Genomic DNA, 20241 nt, shown 5'->3' on the forward strand with positions numbered 1-20241 from the left:
GCTGATCGTCGGTCCCGGTCAAGGGCAATAATGACCGCGTGACTGCGGCCCCAGCCATTGACAAGAGCCGGATCCATTCTCTGACGCGGCCCAACATGGTCAGCGTCGGGACGATCGTCTGGCTCTCCAGCGAACTCATGTTCTTCGCGGCGCTGTTCGCGATGTACTTCTCGATCCGCGCGGCGGCGCCGGAGCAGTGGGAGAAGCACACCGAGGTTCTGAACATCCCGTACGCGACCACCTTCACGGTGATCCTCGTGCTTTCCTCGGTGACCTGCCAGCTCGGTGTCTTCGCGGCCGAGAAGGGCGACGTCCACGCCCTGCGCCGGTGGTTCACGATCACCTTCGTGATGGGTCTGATCTTCGTGCTCGGCCAGGCGAACGAGTACCGGACCCTGGTGCACGAGGGCGTCAAGATCAACGAAGACGGTTACGGCTCGATGTTCTACCTGACCACGGGCTTCCACGGTCTGCACGTGACCGGCGGTCTGATCGCCTTCATCATCTTCATGGTCCGGACCACCATGGGCCGGTTCACCCCGGCCCAGGCCACCTCGGCGATCGTCGTGTCCTACTACTGGCACTTCGTCGACGTCGTGTGGATCGGGCTGTACGCCATGATCTACTGGCTTCAGTGATCTTGGCGCGTCACGAACCGCGCCGCTGCTCCGTCCCCTGAGACAAGGTCCAACCGGTTAAGGACACAGGTCATGACTTCTGACAACGACCGCCGACGCGGTCTGCTCGCGCGACTGCGCGGGCGGCCCGTAGCGCGCAGCAGGGGCCGCCGCCGGCTGGGCGCCGCGGTCCGGCTGGCCGCCGCGCTGATGCTTGCCGGCGGCGCCTACACCGTTTTCGCCCCGGGCGTGCAGGCGCAGGACAACCCGCCCCTGACCGCCGCCGCCAACGAGGGCAAGGCGCTGTTCGACGTGAGCTGTGTGACCTGTCACGGTCGCAACGCCCAGGGCGTCGAGGGTAGGGGGCCGAGCCTGATCGGCGTCGGGTCGGCGTCGGTCGAGTTCCAGGTCGGCAGCGGTCGCATGCCGATGGCCCGGCAGGAGGCCCAGGCCATGCGCAAGCCTCCGCAGTTCACCGACGAGCAGGTGCGCCAGCTCGGCCAGTACATCCAGGAGCTCGGCGGCGGCCCGCAGGTGCCGTCGGGCAACCTGCGTGACGGCGCCAACATGTCCACCGGCGGCGAGCTGTTCCGGATCAACTGCTCGCAGTGCCACGCGTTCGGCGGCGGCGGCGGCGCCCTTTCCTCGGGCAAGTACGCGCCGAGCCTGAAGCCGGCAAGCGACCGGCAGATCTACGCCGCCATGCTGAGCGGCCCGCAGAACATGCCGGTGTTCGGCGACAACCAGATCACGCCGGAGGAGAAGGCGGACATCATCGCCTACATCCAGGAGACGCTGAAGAGCGACCAGGACCAGGGCGGGTTCAACCTGGGCCGGTACGGCCCGTCGACCGAGGGCCTGGCGATCTTCCTGGTCGGCATCGTCGCGCTGGTCTTCACCAGCCTGTGGATCGCGGGCAAGTCGTGACCCGGCCGAACATCTGTATCATTGCCCTGGTGCCGGCCACCGGCGCCACGCGTAGCGAGGTGACGGCATGAGCACCCACACCGAGCACCAGGCCCCGCAGGGCCGGGAGCCGGTCGACGTGAACGACCCCCGGCTCTCCCGGTTCGACGTCGTCCTGGAGGGCGCCCGTCGGGACGACATCGAGATCGTCCACTACGAGGAGCAGGTGGTCCCGGGCAGCCGGGCGGAGCGCCGGCTGACCCGTACGGTCGCCCTGATGTTCCTGCTGACCGGCGTCGCCGCCACCGCCTTCCTGGTGATCTACATCTGGTGGCCGTGGCAGTGGGAGGCCGGCCGGGGCGGCGACAAGCTCTACACCCCGCTGCTCGGCCTGACCCTCGGCCTGGCTCTCCTCGGCATCGGCTTCGGCATCCTCACCTGGGGCAAGAAGCTGCTGCCCAAGGAGGTCTCGATCCAGGACCGGCACGACCAGGCCGCCAACCCGCAGGATCGCAAGATCACCGGCGAGACGATGCTCTACCTGGCCGACGAGCTCGGCGTGAAGCGTCGTCCGCTGCTCGGCATCTCGCTGCTCGCCGGCCTCGCGCCGGTCGGCGCGGTCGCCGCGGCGCCGCTCATCGGCGGTCTGATCGAGCAGCCGCACAAGGACAACCAGATGTTCACCACCGGCTTCGCGCCGGCCGAGGGCGGCGAGAAGATCCGGCTGATCCGCGAGGACGGCCGGCCGATCCGCCCGGCGGACGTCAGCGTCGGCGGCCAGCTCACCGTGTTCCCGGGCATCGAGGGCGGGGTCAGCAACAAGCACGCCGACTCGCCGACCCTGCTGATCCACCTGCGCGAGGACGACGCGCAGAAGTCGCGCGCCGCCAACGAGCGCAAGGGTCGCGGCGACTTCATGTGGGGCAACTTCGTCGCATACTCCAAGATCTGCACCCACGCCGGATGCCCGGCGAGCCTCTACGAGCAGCAGACCAACCGCCTGCTCTGCCCCTGCCACCAGTCCCAGTTCCTCATCACCGACAACGCCAAGCCGATCTTCGGCCCGGCGAACCGGCCGCTGCCGCAGCTGCCGATCGAGGTGGACGAGGAGGGCTTCTTCGTGGCGAGGTCCGACTACACCGAGACCATCGGTCCCGACTTCTGGGAGCGGCCATGAAGCGCCGAAAGTTCGATGCGGCCGCGCTGCCGGCCAAGACCGCCGGGGCGGTGGACGACCGGTTCCAGGTCGCCACGCCGCTGCGCCGGCTGCTGAACAAGGTCTTCCCCGACCACTGGTCCTTCCTGCTCGGCGAGATCGCGCTCTTCTCGTTCGTGATCCTGCTGCTGACCGGTGTGTTCCTGACCTTCTTCTACGAGCCGGCGATGACCGAGGTGACCTACGACGGCAGCTACGCGCCGTTGCGGGGCACCCCGATGTCCGCCGCGTACGCCTCCAGCCTGGACATCTCGTTCGATGTCCGGGGTGGCCTGATCATGCGGCAGATGCACCACTGGTCGGCGCTGCTGTTCATGGCCGCGATCGTGGTGCACATGCTCCGGATCTTCTTCACCGGCGCCTTCCGCAAGCCGCGTGAGGCCAACTGGATCATCGGCTCGCTGCTGTTCTGGGTGGGCTTCCTGGCCGGCTTCACCGGCTACTCGCTGCCGGACGACGGCCTGTCCGGCACCGGTCTGCGGATCGCCTCCGGCATCATCCTGTCGATCCCGGTGATCGGCTCCTGGGTCAGCTCGTCGATCTTCGGCGGGGAGTTCCCCGGCACGATCATCATCAGCCGCTTCTTCATCGCCCACGTGCTGCTCATCCCGGGTCTGCTGGTGGCGCTGATCAGCGTGCACCTGGGCCTGGTGTTCAAGCAGAAGCACACCCAGTGGCCCGGCCCCGGCCGGACCAACGACAACGTGGTCGGCGAGCGGATGTTCCCGCGCTACGCGCTCAAGCAGGGCGGCTTCTTCATGGTCGTCTTCGGCGTGGTCGCGCTGATGGGCGGTCTCTTCCAGATCAACCCGATCTGGTACTTCGGCCCGTACGAGGCGTGGGTGGTCTCGGCGGCCAGCCAGCCCGACTGGTACGTCATGTTCCTCGACGGCTCGACCCGACTCATGCCGGGTTGGGAGATCAGCATTCCGATCGGCGACGGGTACGTCATCCCGCCGTTGTTCTGGCCGACGGTCGTGCTCCCGGGCATCCTGGTGGGCCTGTCGACGATGTACCCGTTCCTGGAGGCACGCCGCCTCAAGGACTACCGGCACCACAACCTGCTCCAGCGGCCCCGGGACGTGCCGGCACGGACCGCGGTCGGCGCCATGGCGGTCGCCTTCTACGTGGTGTTGACGCTCTCCGGCGCCAACGACGTGATCGCCGACAAGTTCCACATCAGTTTGAACGCGATGACGTGGGCCGGGCGGGTGGGCCTGCTGGTGATCCCGCCGCTTGCCTACTACGTCACCTACCGGCTCTGCCTGGGTCTCCAGCAGCACGACCGGGAGGTGCTGGCCCACGGCGTGGAGACCGGCATCATCAAGCGGCTGCCCGACGGCCGGTTCGTCGAGGTCCACCAGCCGCTCACGTCGGCCGACGGGCACGACGGCCACGCGCCGGCGCTCGACTACGCCGGCTGGGTGGTGCCGAAGAAGATGAACCGGCTCGGTGCCCTCGGGCCGGCGATCCGGGGCTTCTTCTACCCGATCGAGAAGCCGGCCGAGGCGCCCGTCTCGCCGGGTCACCCCCCGGTGGAGCCCCGCGGAGAGCGGGAGCAGATCAGCAGCGGCGAGGGCCGACGCTGACGCACGCGGAAACGGACGTGGCGCCCGCCGGGGGATCCGGTGGGCGCCACGCTCATTTCCGCCCAGCCGTTAAGGCGGGGGCCCCGCTTAACGCTTTCGGAGGTGGCGGGGCCCCCGCTTAACACTCACCGCCCCCGACCCAGACGGGTGGAATCGCAGGAATAACCCCGGTCAGCCGGGTATCCGTGCGGTCCGACGTCTCATGGGGGAGGAACGCATGTGGGGAATCAAACGCCTGGGCCTGCTGGCCGCGCTGGTGGTGGTGGGACTGGCGCCGGCCGCGGCGACGCAGGCGGCGGCGCAGCCGTCGACGCAGGACACCCAGTATCTGCAGGCGTTGCACCAGGTCAACCTGTTCGAGATCACCGCCGGTAACCTGGCCCAGCAGAAGGGCCACAACCAGCAGGTCAAGGACCTGGGCAAGATGTTCGTCACGGACCACACCCAGCTGGACCAGACCGTGAAGTCGACCGCCCAGCAGCTCAACGTGCAGTTGCCGGCGGACCCGACGGCCGACCAGCAGAAGGTCCTCGACAAGCTGAACGGCCTCAACGGGGCCCAGTTCGACAAGGCGTGGGTGACCGCCCAGCTCGCCGGCCACGTCCAGGCGATCCAGGCCACCCAGACCGAGATCTCACAGGGCTCCGAGCAGTCCGTGGTGCAGATCGCCCAGGACGCGCTGCCGGTCCTCCAGGCGCACTACGACGCGCTGGTGGCCCTGGCCCAGACCCTGGGCGTCCCGGTGCCGCAGACCAGCGGCAGCGGCACGCCCAGCCCGGGCGGCACCGAGTCGCCGGGAACGGGCGGCACCGAGTCGCCGGCTCCGGGCGGCACCGGGACCGAGGAGCCCGCTCCGGGCACCACGGAGACCCCGGCGCCCGCGCAGAGCTGACCAGCCGCGACGGCCGACGGTGGCCGGTCCGCCCGCACCCGGGCGGGCCGGCCACCCGCGCGTCAGTCGGTGTTTTCGAGCCCGATCGCGAACGCCGCCTCCAGGTCGTGCTGCGAGTAGGCGCGGAACGCGATGTGCGACTCGGTGTTCAGCACGCCGGGCACCTTGGAGATGCTGCCGGCGATGACCTGGGCAATCTGCTCGAACTCGCGGACCCGGACCATGGCGATCAGGTCGACGTGCCCGGCCACCGAGTAGACCTCGCTGACGCCGGGCAGGTTGGCCAGGTTCTCGGCCACCTCGGGGATGGAGTCGGTGGCGCAGTCGATCAGCACGATCGCGGTGATCACGGGACGTTTCTCCGTTCGTCGGCGACGAGGCCCATGCTAGTGCGGTGCGGTCACCGCGCGGCCGGGACGGTCAGGTCGGCACCGGCCCGGATCACGCCGTGGAGGCGTTCCCCGGCGGCGACCGTCGCACCCGGCCAGATCACCGACCGGTCCACCGTGCCGTGCACCCGCGCGCCCGCGCCGACCACCGAGCGGGTGACCGGCCCGTCCACCGTCGCAGCCGGGTCGACCAGCCCGTCCGGCCCGGCGGCGTGCAGGTTCGCGGCCAGGTAGTCGGCCGGCGTGCCGGTGTCGTAGAACGTCCCCCGGTAGGGGACCACGGTCAGCGCGCCGGCCGCCTCCGCCGGCCGCCACACCGCCCGGACCAGATCACCGAACTCCGGCGGCAGGTCGCGGACCAGCCGCCAGGGCAACAGCGAGAACCCGACGAAGCGGTGGCCGGCGAAGGTGCCGGGGGCGTCCGGGTCGTCCGCCGGCTGACCGAGCAGGCGTACGCTCCGCCCGTCCCAGCCGTCGAGCAGCGCGGCCACGTCCGCACCGGGCGGGGCCGCCGGATCGGCGAGGTACGCGTCGGCGTTGCCGACAAGCACGCCCCGCCCCGCGATCCAGTCCCGTAACCGGCCCACGCCGCCCGCGGTGCCCAGCGGATCGCCGGGCTCGACCGACAGGTGCGCCCGGTCGCCGACCCGGGCGACCACCTGACCGCCCAGGTGGCAGGCGTTCACCGCGACCCGGTCCGGGCCGGTCAGCCCGAGCCCGGCCAGTCGGGCCAGCGCCCGGTCGAGCAGCGGCACGTTCGCGACCGGGCAGAGCGCCTTCGGCACCCGCTCGGTCAGCGGGCGCAGCCGGGTGCCCTCGCCGGCCGCCAGCACCACCGCGCACACCTCGACGGCCGCCAACGGTCCGCTGCTCACCGGGCCTTCGGTCACGCCGCCGTCCGCTGTGGGGCCACCAGCCGTCCGGCTGTCCAGCGCCGGGCCGTCCGACGCGCGGTCGTCCGACGCGCGGCCGTCCGACGTGCGGCCGTCGGAGGCGCGGTCGTTCGAGGCGCGGTCGTCCGCAGCCGGGGTGGTCACGAGGCGGGCGGCGTCGGCGGGACCTCGCCGGCGCGCGGGCCGATGCCGTAGTGGGCGAGCAGGTTGGCGGTGGCGCGGCTGAGCCGGGGCAGGTCGTCCAACGGGTGCCAGGCGGCCTCGAGGACCTCCGCCCCGTCCACCGTCAGCTCGGTGCGCGACGCCGGCACCTCCGCCTCGAAGACCATGTCGACCCAGCCCTTGGCGTGCACCACCGCGTTCGGCACGGCCGGCCGGAGCAGGTCGGGGGAGAGCCGGACGCCGGACTCCTCGTGCAACTCCCGGGCGGCGCCGGCCACCGGCGCCTCACCGCGTTGCAGCAGGCCGGCCGGCAGGGTCCAGCTGTAGCCGGGCGGCTGGCGCAGCAGCAGGATCCGACCCGCGCCGTCGGCCTCGGTGTCCCGGACCAGCGTGACCGCGCCCACGATGTACTTCGGGACGGCCAGCCGGACCAGCCGCCGCCGCAACGGGACCGGGAGCCGGTAGAAAACCCGGTAGCCGAGGGCCCGTCCGGTGGCACGCGCGCGGGGGATCATGCCGTCCAGGCTAGTGGCCGGCGGGTCGGGGCGGGCGAATGCCCCTCGTGTCACTGCCGATGGTCGACCAGGTCGATCAGCTGTCGGACCACCGTGTCGGGCTCGACCGAGCGGTCGAAGACGGCCACCAGCAGCGTCTCCAGGTCGGGATAACCCAGCTCCTCGGAGAGCCGCAGCAGCGGCAGGTCGCTGGCGAGGCCCCGGTTGTGCGTACGCAGCGCCAGGCCGATCGAGGCCCGGCCGAGGCGGACCTTGTCGGCGATCGAGATGCCCGGCTCGGTGTGCTCGGCGAACCACCTGTTGATCTGCATCTGCGCGTGCGGCGACTTGACGAAGCCCAGCCACTCCCGGCGCGGCCCGCGCGGGGCCACGTCGGCCTCGAAGCCGCTCTCGGCGTCGCTTTCGGTGAAGATCTCCACCACGTCGCCCTCCTCCAGCTCGGAGGAGAGCGGGGCCAACCGGCCGTTGATCCGGGCGGCGAGGCAATGGTCGCCGCGTTCGGTGCCCAGCTCGTACGCGAGGTCGACCGGGGTGGCGCCGGCCGGCAGCACGACCTGCCGGCCGTCGGCGACCACCTGGATTTGCGCCTCGGCCAGGTCGCAGCGCAGCGACGCCATGAACTGGGTCGGGTCGACGGTCCCCTGCTCCCAGTCGAGCACCCGGCGCAGCCAGGCCAACTCGTCCGCCCGGGCGGCGGCCCGGTCCGCCGCCGCCGGGAAGCGGTAGTGCGCGGCCACGCCGTACTCCGCGGAGCGGTGCATCTCGGTGGTGCGGATCAGCACCTCCACCGTACGGTCCTGCGGGCCGCAGACGCTCGTGTGCAACGACCGGTAGAGGTTGTTCTTCGGGGAGGCGATGAAGTCCTTGAAGCGGCCCGGCACCGGACGCCAGAGCCCGTGCACGGCGCCGAGCGCGGCATAGCAGTCGGTCGGCGGGCCGTCCACCACGATGGCGATGCGAGGCAGGTCGAAGGGGGCGGTGTGGTCGCCGGCGACGGTGTCCTTCCAGATCGAGTAGAGGTGCCGGGGGCGGGGGGAGACCTCGGCGTCCACCCGGCTGCGGCGTAGCGCCACCCGGGTGCGGGCCACCACGTCGGCCAGGTAGGCGTCCCAGCCCGGCCGGTCGTGCACGAACCGGGCGATCCGCGCGTGCTCCTCGGGCCGCAGGTGCAGCAGCACCACGTCGTCCAGCTCGCGTTTGAGGGTCTGGATGCCCAGCCGGTCGCAGAGCGGGACCAGCACCTCAAGCGTCTTGCGGGCGATCCGCTCGCGGGAGGCGGCGGAGCGAACCCCGAGCGTGCGCATGTTGTGCAGCCGGTCGGCGAGCTTGATGACGAGCACCCGTACGTCCTTGCCCGCCGCCACGATCATCTTGCGGACGGTCTCCGCCTCGGCGGCCGTGCCGTAGAACGCCTTGTCGAACTTGGTCACCCCGTCGACCAGGTGGGCCACCTCGCGGCCGAAGTCCTCCTGGAGCGCCTGGAGGGTGTAGCGGGTGTCCTCCACCGTGTCGTGCAGCAGCGCCGCGACCAGGGTGGTGGTGTCCATGCCGAGGTCGGCGCAGATCTGTGCCACCGCGAACGGGTGGGTGATGTAGGGCTCGCCGCTCTTGCGGAACTGACCACGGTGCATGTTGTCGGCGATCGTGTACGCCCGGCGCAGCACCGAGGCGTCGGCGCTGGGGTGGATGCCGCGGTGCGCGCGGACCAGGGCGGTGACCGGGTCGCCGTCGGCGGTGGGCCAGGTGAGCAGCGAGCGCAACCGGCGGGTGAGCGGCAGCTCTCCCTGGGTCGGAAGGGAGCCGCCCAGGGCGGCGCCGTGTCCGGCGTCGACGTCCACCTGGGACACCTCCTCACCCCGGCCCTCGGTCGCCGGGGCCGGCGACCGGGAGCAGGCCCGCGAAATCGGGCAGGTCTGCACTTCTTTAACAGACTAAGGGAGCGGACGTAGTCCGATCGGTCACTTGGTCATGAGCGTTCGGTCGAGAGTTTGTGGGATCCGCCGTTCTCGGCCTTGGCCAGCAGGTCGCGGAAACGCCCCGCGCCGGCCACCGGCGAGGCCCAGCCGGCGGTCGTCTCGACCAACCGGGTCTCCGGGCGCTCCAACCAGGACAGGATCCGTTCGGTCTCCTCGGCGGTGGCGGCCGGCACCGGACCGTGCCCGGGCAGCACGGTCTCGGCGGTGGCCCGGATCGCCGTGATGGTCGGTCGCGGGTGGACACCGGGCGGGGACACCCCGGCCCCGGCCAGCCGACCGTGCCGGACCAGGGCCAGCTCCCAGCCGCCCCGGGCAGCCGGCCGGGCGGCGGCCAGCTCGGCGATCCCGGTCAGCGCGGCCAGGCGCTGCATGCGGACCGCCGCCCGCAGCACCGCGGCCAGCCGGGCGCGGACCACCGCCGCCTCCTCGTAGCGGTGGGCGGTGGCGAGCACCTCGATCCGGGCGAGCAGGGCGTCGACCACCACGGCGGGATCGTCCCGGGTGGCGGTGCGGAACGGGGCGGCGGCCCGGCGGTCGTACTCCTCCGGGGTGATCCGGTGCTCGCAGGGCGCCGGGCAGCGACCCAGCTCGGCCAGCGCGCAGGCCGGCATGGTGGTGCGGCGGGAGAGCCGGTGGGTGCACTGCCGCAGCGGCACCGCGTCGTGGAAGCCGGCGGCGGCCAGCTCGGCGGCCTGCTTCGAGCGGAACGGGCCGAGGTAGGCCGCGTCGGTGGGCCCGAGGTCACGCACGACCGACAACCGGGGGTACGCCTCGTCGGTGAGCTTCAGCCAGACCTGGCGCTCCGGATATTTCGACCGGCGATTGTACGGCGGGGCGTGCGCGGCGATCAGCCGCAGCTCGCGGACCTCGGCCTCCAACGAGTGGGCGCACTCGACCGCCTCCACCCGCTCGGCGGCGGCGAGCATCTCGGAGATCCGGGCCCGCTTCTCGGCGGCGGTGAAGTAGCTGCGTACCCGGGTGGCGATGTCGACGGACGTGCCGACGTAGAGCGGACGGTCGTCGGCGGCCCGGAAGATGTAGACGCCCGGAACCTTCGGCAGCCCGTCGGCGAGGTGCCGCTTGCGGCGCTGGGTCGGGGTGACCGCGCGGGCGAACTCGATCGCCTCGCCGACGGTGTCGACCCGGTGCCCGCCCAGCCGGCCGATCAACCCGTGCAGCACGTCGACGGTGGCCTTGGCGTCGTCGAGCGCCCGGTGGGTGGGCTGGACGGCGGTGCGGAAGTAGGCGGCGAGCGTGCCCAGCTTGCGGTTGGGCACCTCGTCGCGGGTGAGCACCCGCCGGGCCAGCGCGGCGGTGTCCAGCACCCGCGGACTGGGCCAGCGGTAGCCGTGCCGGGCGCAGGCGGCCTTGAGGAAGCCCACGTCGTAGGGGGCGTTGTGGGCGACGAGCACGGCGTCGGTGAGGAACTCCAGGAAGCTCGGCAGCACCTGCTCGATCGGCGGGGCCGGCAGCAGCATGGCCTGGGTGATCCCGGTCAGCACGGTGATGAACGGCGGGATCGGCACGCCCGGGTTGACGAGCGTGGCGAGCACGCCCAGCTCCTCGCCGCCGCGGACCTTCACGGCGCCGATCTCGGTGATCCCGCCGCCGTCCGGCGCGCCGCCCGTGGTCTCCAGGTCGACCACCACGAAGGTGGTCGCGTAGAGCGGCAGCGCGGGATCGACCCCGCCGCCCGCCTCCCGGTCCAGCCCGGCCAGCGCCTCCTGGACGTACTCCGCACCCGTCACCCGCGGGACGGTAACGGCACGGTCCGACACTCCCGTCACTGCCGCCCCACCGTTACCACGGGGGTACGATGAGAGATCGGCTCACTCACCGGGCGGTGGGCCCGTTCGGGGTGGGAGACTTGCCACATGCCCCTCGCCGAGCCGCACGACGACCGCTCCTCCGTGGCGGAGCCGGTGGCCGGCGTGCCCGAGGCCGGTGCGGATGCGTCGACGGTCGAGCCCGAGCCCGAGCCCACCCTCCCCGAGCCGGTCCGGCAGCGGATCGTCGCACTGACCGCGGCCGTGCTGCCCGGGCTGCCCGCCGACGAGGTGCCGGTGCCGCTGCGGCGGATCGCCAAGTTCGCGCCGAACCGTCGCGCCCGGCTCGGCGCCCCGGTGATCGCCGCCCAGCTCACCGCCGATCCGCTGTTCCGGCAGCGGGTCACCGCCCGGGTGCTCGCCGACGCCGGCGACCTCGGGGCGGCGGTGGTGGAGGGCACCGCGCCGGCCGCCGCCGACCCGGTCGAGGTGGCCGCCCTCGCCTACCTGGCCCGGCCGCGGGGCTGGCGGGAGCTGATCGAGGCCAGCGGCGCGGCGGTGCGGGCCGAGGCGGACAGCGCGGTCGTGGCCGAGCTGGTCCGGGAGGCCGAACAGCGGGCCGGCCGGGCCGAGCACGACCGGGCGGTGGCCCGGGTCGAGGCCGAGAAACTCCGCGACGAGCTGGCCCGGGTCCGCGAGGAGTTGGGGCAGCTCCGCGAGGAGGCCCGCCAGTTGGCCCGTACCCTGCGGGAGACCCAGGCCCGGGAGCGCAAGGCCACCGAGATGCTTGCCACCGAGCGGGGCCGGGCGGCCCGCGCGGCGGCCGACGCGGACGCCGAGCTGCGCCGCGCCCGGGCCCGGCTGGCCGAGGCGGAGGCCGCGGCCGGGGTGGCCCGGGCCAGCGCCAAGGAGGCCCGTTCGGTCGACGACGCCCGGCTGTGGCTGCTGCTGGAGACGATCGGCCAGGCGGCCGTCGGGCTGCGCCGGGAGCTGGCCCTGGACCCGGTGGACACGCTCCCGGCGGACTTCGTCGCCGACGCCTACGCCGACCAGCCGGGGGTCGCGCCGGCCGGCGCGTCGACGCGGGCCCGCGACACCGACGACCCGGCCCGGCTGGACCAGCTCCTCGCCCTGCCCCGGGCGCACCTGGTGGTGGACGGCTACAACGTCACCAAACGTGGCTTCGGCGAGATGTCGCTGGAACAGCAGCGCAAGCGGTTGATCACCGGGCTGGGCGGGATCGCCGCGCAGACCGGGGACGAGGTGACCGTGGTCTTCGACGGCGCCGAGCGGATCCACGGGCTGCCGCCGGCGCCGCGCGGCGTACGGGTGCTCTTCTCCCGCAAGGGCGAGACCGCCGACGAGCTGATCCGCCGGCTGGTCCGCGCCGAGCCGGCCGGCCGGCCGGTGGTGGTGGTCTCGTCCGACCGCGAGGTCGCCGACGGGGTACGCCGGCACGGCGCGTACCCGCTCGGCGCCGACTCCCTGGTGCGGCGGCTAGCCCGGTCCTGACCCACGTCGCCTCACCGGGCCGTCGCACGCTCGCGTTCTCACGCGCCTTGGATCTTGGTACGAGACCGCCCCTCTGAGGGCCGCTCCGACCAAGATTCAGACGGCGACCCGGCCGCAAACGGGGAGCCCTGGGTTGACGTGTGGCGCGTGTTCGACTTCGGGTCGGTGCGCGTCGCGTGGCTGGGTTGTCGCGTGGCCCGTGATCGACTCCATCTCGGCGAAGTGGCGGGGTCGAGGGCGGTCTGATCGCGCCACTTCGGCGCAGTGGTGACTGGATGATCGTTTTCCTGGTGGCTGCTGCCTCGTTGTCCGGTTCTGTCGTACCCCGCGCTTAGCCTTTCGGTGACCGACGGTGGTGGTCTCTTCCCCGACCGCCACCGGCGACCGCGTCAGGAGGCGTTCATGCTCATCGACTGCGACGGCTGCGGCATCCGCGGCGCCGGCTGCTCCGGCTGCCTGGTCACCGCGCTGCTCGACCCCGACTCGCCGACGGCCGACCTGGGTCCGGCCGAGCACCGCGCGATCGAGGTCTTCGCCCGTGCCGGCTTCGACGTCGAGGTGCTGCCACTGACGGCCGCACCCGCACCCGCACCCGCACCCGCGCCCCGCCGCGCCGCCCGCCGCCGGGTGGCCTAGGCCCGCCCACACGCGCACCGCCGGGTCGTCCGGGCTCGTGCGCGCGTCGTCGTCGGGTCGCCCGGGGCCGCGCTGGCCCGGCGTGTCGGGCTCCTACCGTCGGGTCGCCCGGGGCAGCGTTCGCCCGGGGCGGCGTTCGCCCGGGGCGGCGTTCGCCCGGCGTGTCGGGCTCCCGCCGCCGGGTCGTCCGAGCCGCTCGCGCCCGTCGTCCCGCCCGCTGTCGGGTCCGCTCGGGCACCGCGGCCCTCCGCCGGGAGCGGGCAATAGGATGGGCGGTCACAGCGGGAGGGGAGCGGCATGACGCGGACGGGTCGCGACGGCGGTGTGGGGTGGTGACCCCGCGCGGCTGGGCGCTGCTGACCCTGGCCGGCCTGGCGGTGGCGCTGGTCGTGGCCGTGGCGCTGCTGGTGCCGTGGAGCCGCCCGCCGGCACCCCGCGCCGACCAGCTCGCCGCGTTGCGGGCGCTCCCCGTCGAGCAGGTGGCCCGCGGCCGGGCGTTCCACGGCGCGCTGCGCCCCGCCGGCTGGTCGGCCCTCGCGCTCGGGCTGGTGGTGGCGCTGCTGCTCGGGCTCACCCCGCTGGGCGGGCGCCTGGTCGAGCTGGCCGGCCGGCCCTTCGGCGGGCACTGGGTCGCCCAGGCGGTGCTCGGCGGGCTTGGCGTCGTGTTCCTCGCCGACCTGCTCACGCTCCCGTTCTCGGCCTGGCGGCACACCGTGCTGGTGCGCTACGGGCTGAGCACCCAGGGCTGGGGCGGCTGGACGGTCGACCTGCTCAAGTCGTACGCGGTCAGCGCGGTCATCGGCGCGCTCGTGCTGCTCGGCTTCTACTCGGTGGTCCGGCTCGCCCCCCGCTGGTGGTGGGCGTTCGGCGCGGCCGGAGCCGCCGCCCTGGTGGTGGTCCTGTCGTTCGTGCTGCCGGTGCTGGTCGAGCCGGTGTTCAACAAGTTCACCCCGATGGAGCCCGGCCCGCTGCGCACGGAGCTGACCGCCATGGCCGCCCGGGACGGCGTCCCGGTCCGCGACGTGCTTGTCGCCGACGCCTCCCGGCGGACGCGGGCGGTGAACGCCTACGTCTCCGGGCTCGGGCCGACCCGACGGGTGGTGGTCTACGACACCCTGCTGCGCGAGGCCGAGCCGGCGGAGGTGACGAGCGTGGTCGCGCACGAGCTGGGGCACGCCAAGGACCGGGACGTGTGGACCGGCACCCTGATCGGCGCGCTCGGCGCCGCCGCCGCCGTGGTGGCGCTCTACCTGGTCGGCTCCTGGACGCCGCTGCTGCGCCTGGCCGGCGTCGACTCGATCGCCCAACCGCGGGCGTTCCCGCTGCTGATCGCGCTGGTCACGGTCGCCGGCCTGCTCGCCACCCCGGTGCAGGCGCTTGTCTCCCGCCGGGTCGAGGCCCGGGCCGACGCGCACGCGCTGGCGCTCACCGGCGACCCGGCGACCTTCGAGGCGATGCAGCGCCGGCTGGCCGGGGTCAACCTGGGCGACCCCGATCCGCCGCGCTGGGAACACCTGTGGTCGGCCTCCCACCCGTCCACCGTGGAGCGGATGGCCGCCGCCCGCGCGTACGCCCGGGAGCACGCTCGATGAGCCGCACCCTGCTGATCACCAACGACTTCCCGCCCCGCCCGGGCGGCATCCAGTCCTTCGTGCACAACCTCGCGGTGCGCCAGCCTCCCGGGTCGGTGGTGGTCTACGCGTCGAGCTGGCGGGGGGCGGAGAAGTTCGACGCCGACCAGCCGTTCGAGGTGGTCCGGGAACGCACCAAGGTGCTGCTGCCCACGCCGTTGGTGGCTCACCGGGCGGCCCGGCTGGCCCGGGCGTACGACTGCGACACGGTGTGGTTCGGCGCGGCGGCCCCGCTGGGGTTGCTGGCGCCGGGGCTGCGCCGGCGGGCGGGGATCCGGCGGGCCGTGGCCCTCACCCACGGCCACGAGGTCGGGTGGGCCGCGCTGCCCGGGGCGCGGACGGCGCTGCGCCGGATCGGCCGGGGCGTCGACGTCACCACCTACCTCGGTGAATACACCCGGGTCCGGCTGGCCCGTGCCCTGGACGGGTTGACCGAGCTGCGTCGGCTCGCGCCCGGTGTCGACGTGGAGACCTACCACCCCGACGTCGACGGCGGCGCGGTCCGGGCGCGTCTCGGGCTCGCCGACCGGCCGGTGGTGGTGTGCGTATCGCGGCTGGTGCCGCGCAAAGGTCAGGACACGCTGATCCGGGCGTTTCCCGAGATCCGCCGCCGGGTGCCGGACGCCGCGCTGCTGGTGGTCGGCGGCGGACCCTACCGGGCGGCGCTCGCGAAGCTGGCCCGGCAGACCGGGGTGGAACGGGACGTCGTGTTCACCGGCTCGGTGCCGGCGGCCGACCTGCCCGCGCACTACGCGGCCGGCGACGTCTATGCGATGCCCTGCCGCACCCGCAACCGCGGCCTGGACGTGGAGGGCCTCGGCATCGTCTACCTGGAGGCCAGCGCGACCGGGCTACCGGTGGTGGCGGGCGACTCCGGCGGGGCGCCGGACGCCGTCCGCGAGGGCGAGACCGGGTACGTCGTCCCCGGCCGGGACGTCGCCCAGCTCACCGACCGGGTGGCCACCCTGCTCGCCGACCGGGACCTGGCTCGTCAGTTCGGCGCGGCCGGCCGCGCCTGGGTCGAGCGGGAGTGGCGCTGGGAGACCCAGGCCGAGCGGATGGCCGCCCTGCTCGCCGGCTGACGACGCCGAGCGAGCCACCCGCCCAAGCCTGATGTCCTGACCACCCCCGGGCGGGCCGCGTCCGCCTGCTCACATCCGGGCGCGTCCGCCCGCCCACGCCCGGGCGCGTCCGCCCGCCCACGTCCGGGCGCGCCGTCCGCCCGCCCCCCGAGCGCGCCGTCCCTCGTCCCTAGGACGAGGTCGTGGCGCTCCGGGCGGACGGCGCATGTGTATCGACAGCGACGTGTTAAACGGGGGCCCTTTCTCTACCGGAGGCGTTAAGCGGGGCCCCCTGCTCACGCCCGGCAGGGCGGTGGGCGAGCCGGCCCGGCCACCAGGTGCGGACGCCCAGGTCCAGGGTCAGCGCCGGGATCAGCAGGCTGCGCACCAGGAACGTGTCGAGCAGGATGCCGACCCCCACGATCACCCCCGTCTGCACCGACGGCACCAGCGGCAGCACCAGCAGTGCGCCGAAGGTGGCCGCCAGCACGACGCCGGCGCTGGTGATCACACCGCCGGTGACGGTGAGCGCCCGCAGCACGCCGGCCCGGTGCCCGATCAGCGCCGTCTCCTCCCGGGCCCGGGTCATCAGGAAGATCGTGTAGTCCACGCCGAGGGCGACCAGGAACAGGAACGCCTGGAGGGGAATCCCGACGAACAGGTGCGGGTGGCCCAGTGCCCCGAGCAGCAGCCCGGCCGCGCCCATGGCCGCCGCGTACGTCAGGATCACGCTCGCCATCAGCAGCAGCGGGGCGACAAGCGCCCGGAGCAGGAGCACCAGGATCACCAGGACCACGGCGAGCACCAGCGGGATGACCACCCGGTTGTCCCGGTCCACCGTGCGTCGCTCGTCGATCAGCATTGCGGTGCGCCCGCCGACGAGCGCCTCCGCGCCGGGTACGGCGTGCACGGCGTCCCGCAGCCGGGTCACCGTGTCCCGGGCCGCGGCGCTGTCCGGCGCGTCGGTGAGGACCGTGGTGACCCGGACCCAGCGCCCGTCGTCGGACCGCTGTGGCTCGTTGACGTCGGAGACGCCCGGCACCCTGCCGACGGCGGCCACCACCCGGTCCGCCGTGTCGGCGGCGGCCACCACCTCGACCGGCGCGGCCGACCCGCCCGGATAGTGGTCGGCGATCAGCCGCTGCCCGGTGACCGAGCCGACCTCAGTGGTGAAGGACTCGTCGTCGGGCAGGCCGAGGCTGAGGTTGCCGATGCCGAGCGTCAGCACGAGCAGGGCGGCGGTGGTGCCCACCCAGACCAGCCGTGGCCGGCGGCCGACCGGACCGGCGATCCGCCGCCACACCCCGTGGTCGGCGGCGCGGTCGTCGGCGTCCGCGCCGGGGGCGTACCGGGGCACGAACGGCCAGAACACCCACCGGCCGAGCAGCACCAGGAGCGCCGGCAGGAGCGTGGTCATCGCGAGCAGCGCGGCGACGATGCCCACCGCGCCGACCGGGCCCAGCCCACGGGTCGCCGGCAGGTCCGCCGCGAGCAGGCAGAGCAGACCCAGCGCGACCGTCGCCGCGGAGGCGCAGATCGCGCCGTACGAGCGGCGCAGCGCCGTCGCCATCGCGGCGTGCCGGTCGGCGTGCCGGCGCAACTCCTCCCGGTAGCGGGCGATGAGCAGCAGGGCGTAGTCCACCCCGACGCCGAAGACGAGCACGGTCAGGATGGTCTGGCTCTGGAAGTCCACGGCCAGCCCGGCGTGCCGCGCCAGCAGGTAGACGGTGCCGGCGGCGAGCTGGTTGGCGACCCCCACCGCGATCAACGGCACCAGCCACAGCACCGGACTGCGATAGGTGACCAGCAGGAGGAGGGCGACGGTGACCGCGGTGGCCAGCAACAGCGCGCCGTCCATCCCCCCGAACGCGTCGAAGACGTCGCTCTCGGCGGCGGCGTCGCCGGTCAGCGCGGTCCGTAGACCCGACGGCACGTCCTCGGCCAGTCGCTCCTTCATGGCGCTCACTGCGTCGGCGCGCCGATCCTCGTCGACGCTCACCGGGAGCGAGAACAGCAGTGCCCGGCCGTCCGCGCTCGGCACCGGCGGGGACACCACGCCCCCCTCGGCGTACCCGGCGAAGGCGGCCCGGTCGGCGTCGGCCCGGGCCCGGTCGGCGGCGGTGAGGCCGCCGTCGCGGACGTACACGGCGATGGCCAGTTGCCGCCGGGAGTCGGGGAACGCGGCCTCGACCCGCTGTGCGGCCCGGCTGCTCTCGACGCCGGCCGGCAGCGCGCCGAGCGTCGAGTTGTCCTGTGCCTCGCCCAGCTTCACGGCGAGTGGGCCGGCGACCGAGAGCAGCACCAACCAGAGGACGAGGACGGCATACTTGCCACGGCGTCCGGCCGGTGGGCCGGCCGTTCGGTGCGGGAACATCGGGTTTCCTCTCGTTCGTCGCCCGGGTGTACCGCCGGGCTCCCTAGATCCTGTGAACCGGCGGGCCCGCGGTCAGGGGTGCCGACCCGCCTCCTCGGGTGGTGCCAGCACCACCGGAATCCGGGCGGCCGTGCCGGAGAATGACGTTCGTGGACGCTTCGGCACGCGTACGACTCCGGGTCTGGTTGCGGCCCGGCGTGATCACCGTCGTCCAGGGGCTGCTGATCGCGCTGCTGTCGTTGGGCACGCACGTGGCGCTGTTCGTGCTGTCCGTGGTCGCGCTGGGCCTGATCCCGGTCTTCGGCGTCGGTTTCGCGCTCTTCCCGGTGGTCACCGCCGGGGTCCGGCTCTGCGCCGGGTTGCACCGCCGGCTGGCCCGCTGGGGTGGCATGGAGCTGGCCACGCCTTACCTCCCGGCGCCGGACGGCGCGCGATTCGGCACCTGGCGGCGGTTCCGCTGGGTGGTGTCCGACCCGGCGACCTGGCGGGACCTGGCCTGGCTACTGCCGGGCGCGATCACCGGCGCGGTCTGCCTGGTCGCGTTCGCCCTGCCGGCGTACGGCCTGGAAGGGCTGGTCGGTCTGCCGATGGTGTTGCACACCGCCGGCCTCTGGTACGGCTACGGTCCGTTCTGGCCGATCGACAACACCGTCCAGGCTCTGCTCTGTTTCCCGACCGGCGCGCTGCTGCTGATCGCCGGCGTGGCCGCCGGGCGGTGGCTGGTCTGGTTGCACGTCCGGTTCGCGGGCCTCTTCCTGCCGCCGACCCGCGGCGCCGAGTTGGCGCTGCGGGTGCGGCAGCTCACCGTCACCCGGGCCGAGGCGGTGGACGCGCAGGCCGCCGAGCTGCGCCGGATCGAACGGGACCTGCACGACGGCGCGCAGGCCCGGCTGGTCGCGTTGAGCATGAGCATCGGCCTGGCCGAGCAGCTGGTGGGCGACGACCCGGCGGCGGTCCGCCGGTTGCTCGCCGAGGCCCGGGAGACAAGTGGCCAGGCCCTGGCCGAGCTGCGCGGCCTGGTCCGCGGCATCCACCCGCCGGTGCTCGCCGAACGCGGCCTTCCCGGCGCGGTACGGGCACTGGCGCTCGCCGTGCCGCTGCCGGTGGAGGTCACCGTCGACCTGCCGGGCCGGCCGGCGGCCCCGGTCGAGTCGGCGGCATACTTCGCGGTCGCCGAGGCGCTGGCGAACGTGGGCAAGCACAGCGGGGCGACCCGGGCGTGGGTGGAGCTGCGGTACACCGCCGGGCGGCTGATCATGGTGGTCGGTGACGACGGCCGCGGCGGGGCGACGTCGGGGGCGGGCGGAGGGTTGGCCGGTACGGGCCGACGGCTGGCCGCCTTCGATGGCACGATGGCGGTGACCAGTCCGGCAGGTGGGCCCACCGTCATCAGCATGGAGTTGCCGTGCGAGTTGTCATCGCCGAGGACCTCGCCCTCCTCCGGGACGGGCTGACCCGGATCCTGGAGGCGTTCGGCTGCCAGGTGGTGGCGGCCGTCGACAACGGACCGTCGGTGCTGCCCGCGTTGACCACGCACCGGCCGGACGTCGCGGTGATCGACGTACGACTGCCGCCGACGTTCACCGACGAGGGGTTGCAGGCGGCCGTGCGGGCCCGCGCCGAGTTGCCCGGGCTGCCGGTGCTCGTGCTGTCCCAGCACGTCGAGCAGCTCTATGCGCGGGAGCTGCTCGCCGACCGGCGGGGCGGGGTGGGCTACCTGCTCAAGGACCGGGTGTCGCACGTGGATCAGTTCGTCGACGCGGTGCGCCGGGTCGCGGCCGGCGGCACCGTGATGGACCCGGAGGTGGTCGCCCAACTGCTGGCCCGCCGGGCCGGCGCCGAGCCGCTCGGTGAGCTGACCGCGCGCGAGCGGGAGGTGCTCGGGCTGATGGCCGAGGGTCGGTCGAACGCGGCCATCGCCGCCCGGCTCTTCGTCACCGCGAAGGCCGTCGACAAGCACATCAACAACATCTTCAGCAAGTTGCGGATGCCGCAGTCCGGGGACGACAACCGGCGGGTGCTGGCCGTGCTGGCCTACCTGGACGGTTCCGACACCCGCCGCCCAGCCGGCTGACCACACCGCCCGCCGCCCGCTGCGCTGCCCGC

Annotated in this window: 17 protein-coding genes; 11 read left to right on the top strand and 6 right to left on the bottom strand. The window is 73.5% G+C overall.

All coding sequences use genetic code 11. The features are described 5' to 3' along the window. The first annotated feature begins 38 nt into the window (after positions 1-38). From O7602_RS06870 to O7602_RS06890, 5 genes are all read left to right on the top strand, one after another. On the top strand, positions 39-638 hold the full coding sequence (locus tag O7602_RS06870; protein ID WP_091059316.1) for a heme-copper oxidase subunit III: 600 nt from the start codon (positions 39-41) through the stop codon (positions 636-638). 72 nt (positions 639-710) lie between these two features. Next, positions 711-1544 carry a c-type cytochrome gene (locus tag O7602_RS06875; protein ID WP_281587378.1) on the top strand — a complete coding sequence of 278 codons (834 nt, stop codon included), beginning with the start codon at positions 711-713 and terminating at the stop codon, positions 1542-1544. Positions 1545-1611: 67 nt separating this feature from the next. Next, entirely contained in the window at positions 1612-2700 is a 1089-nt protein-coding gene (locus O7602_RS06880) for a Rieske 2Fe-2S domain-containing protein (protein ID WP_281587379.1), read from the top strand. Continuing rightward, entirely contained in the window at positions 2697-4328 is a 1632-nt protein-coding gene (locus O7602_RS06885) for a cytochrome b N-terminal domain-containing protein (protein WP_281587380.1), read from the top strand. Before O7602_RS06880 ends, O7602_RS06885 begins: the two co-directional genes overlap by 4 nt. Positions 4329-4545: 217 nt before the next feature. Then, positions 4546-5220, top strand: coding sequence for a DUF4142 domain-containing protein (locus O7602_RS06890; protein ID WP_281587381.1), 675 nt, complete (start codon positions 4546-4548; stop codon positions 5218-5220). 62 nt (positions 5221-5282) lie between these two features. Here O7602_RS06890 and O7602_RS06895 read toward each other — a convergent pair whose 3' ends face one another. The 5 genes from O7602_RS06895 to O7602_RS06915 all read right to left on the bottom strand — a co-directional run bounded on the left by O7602_RS06895 (position 5283) and on the right by O7602_RS06915 (position 10903). Continuing rightward, positions 5283-5570 (bottom strand): Lrp/AsnC ligand binding domain-containing protein, encoded by a 288-nt coding sequence (locus tag O7602_RS06895; protein WP_281587382.1) that lies wholly within the window; start codon positions 5568-5570, stop codon positions 5283-5285. A 50-nt stretch (positions 5571-5620) separates the two neighbouring features. Further along, a complete protein-coding gene (locus tag O7602_RS06900; RefSeq protein ID WP_281590169.1) occupies positions 5621-6469 on the bottom strand; it encodes a sugar phosphate nucleotidyltransferase in 849 nt (282 codons plus the stop codon). 173 nt (positions 6470-6642) lie between these two features. After that, a complete protein-coding gene (locus tag O7602_RS06905; protein WP_281587383.1) occupies positions 6643-7179 on the bottom strand; it encodes an NUDIX domain-containing protein in 537 nt (178 codons plus the stop codon). Positions 7180-7229: 50 nt separating this feature from the next. Beyond that, positions 7230-9017, bottom strand: a complete 1788-nt coding sequence (locus O7602_RS06910) for a RelA/SpoT family protein (protein WP_281590171.1) — start codon at positions 9015-9017, stop codon at positions 7230-7232. Positions 9018-9145: 128 nt separating this feature from the next. After that, entirely contained in the window at positions 9146-10903 is a 1758-nt protein-coding gene (locus O7602_RS06915) for a DEDD exonuclease domain-containing protein (protein WP_281587384.1), read from the bottom strand. Positions 10904-11029: 126 nt separating this feature from the next. Here O7602_RS06915 and O7602_RS06920 point away from each other — a divergent pair, with 126 nt between their 5' ends. From O7602_RS06920 to O7602_RS06935, 4 genes are all read left to right on the top strand, one after another. Next, positions 11030-12433: an NYN domain-containing protein gene (locus O7602_RS06920; protein ID WP_281587385.1), complete on the top strand. Its 1404-nt coding sequence runs from the start codon at positions 11030-11032 to the stop codon at positions 12431-12433. 402 nt (positions 12434-12835) lie between these two features. Beyond that, on the top strand, positions 12836-13069 hold the full coding sequence (locus O7602_RS06925; protein ID WP_281590173.1) for a hypothetical protein: 234 nt from the start codon (positions 12836-12838) through the stop codon (positions 13067-13069). 332 nt (positions 13070-13401) lie between these two features. Continuing rightward, positions 13402-14661: a M48 family metallopeptidase gene (locus tag O7602_RS06930; RefSeq protein WP_281587386.1), complete on the top strand. Its 1260-nt coding sequence runs from the start codon at positions 13402-13404 to the stop codon at positions 14659-14661. Continuing rightward, the gene (locus O7602_RS06935) at positions 14658-15782 is read left to right on the top strand and encodes a glycosyltransferase family 4 protein (RefSeq protein ID WP_281587387.1); all 1125 of its coding nucleotides are present in this window, start codon (positions 14658-14660) and stop codon (positions 15780-15782) included. The genes O7602_RS06930 and O7602_RS06935 overlap by 4 nt, the downstream gene beginning before the upstream one ends. 226 nt (positions 15783-16008) lie before the next feature. On the opposite strand, the gene O7602_RS06940 is transcribed toward O7602_RS06935, so the two are convergent. After that, positions 16009-18135 carry an MMPL family transporter gene (locus tag O7602_RS06940; RefSeq protein WP_281587388.1) on the bottom strand — a complete coding sequence of 709 codons (2127 nt, stop codon included), beginning with the start codon at positions 18133-18135 and terminating at the stop codon, positions 16009-16011. Between the two features lie 149 nt (positions 18136-18284). Here O7602_RS06940 and O7602_RS06945 point away from each other — a divergent pair, with 149 nt between their 5' ends. After that, a complete protein-coding gene (locus tag O7602_RS06945) occupies positions 18285-19589 on the top strand; it encodes a sensor histidine kinase (RefSeq protein ID WP_281587389.1) in 1305 nt (434 codons plus the stop codon). Beyond that, positions 19541-20209: a response regulator transcription factor gene (locus O7602_RS06950; protein ID WP_281587390.1), complete on the top strand. Its 669-nt coding sequence runs from the start codon at positions 19541-19543 to the stop codon at positions 20207-20209. The genes O7602_RS06945 and O7602_RS06950 overlap by 49 nt, the downstream gene beginning before the upstream one ends. Positions 20210-20241 lie beyond the last annotated feature (32 nt).

The sequence above is a fragment of the Micromonospora sp. WMMD1128 genome (genome assembly GCF_027497235.1).
Classification (GTDB): Bacteria; Actinomycetota; Actinomycetes; order Mycobacteriales; family Micromonosporaceae; genus Micromonospora.

Coding starts and splice junctions, on each gene's coding strand:
- O7602_RS06920 (WP_281587385.1), top strand. CDS start 11,030: ATGCCCCTCGCCGAGCCGCACGACGACCGCTCCTCCGTGGCGGAGCCG.
- O7602_RS06925 (WP_281590173.1), top strand. CDS start 12,836: ATGCTCATCGACTGCGACGGCTGCGGCATCCGCGGCGCCGGCTGCTCC.
- O7602_RS06880 (WP_281587379.1), top strand. CDS start 1,612: ATGAGCACCCACACCGAGCACCAGGCCCCGCAGGGCCGGGAGCCGGTC.
- O7602_RS06885 (WP_281587380.1), top strand. CDS start 2,697: ATGAAGCGCCGAAAGTTCGATGCGGCCGCGCTGCCGGCCAAGACCGCC.
- O7602_RS06905 (WP_281587383.1), bottom strand. CDS start 7,179: ATGATCCCCCGCGCGCGTGCCACCGGACGGGCCCTCGGCTACCGGGTT.
- O7602_RS06935 (WP_281587387.1), top strand. CDS start 14,658: ATGAGCCGCACCCTGCTGATCACCAACGACTTCCCGCCCCGCCCGGGC.
- O7602_RS06875 (WP_281587378.1), top strand. CDS start 711: ATGACTTCTGACAACGACCGCCGACGCGGTCTGCTCGCGCGACTGCGC.
- O7602_RS06890 (WP_281587381.1), top strand. CDS start 4,546: ATGTGGGGAATCAAACGCCTGGGCCTGCTGGCCGCGCTGGTGGTGGTG.
- O7602_RS06940 (WP_281587388.1), bottom strand. CDS start 18,135: ATGTTCCCGCACCGAACGGCCGGCCCACCGGCCGGACGCCGTGGCAAG.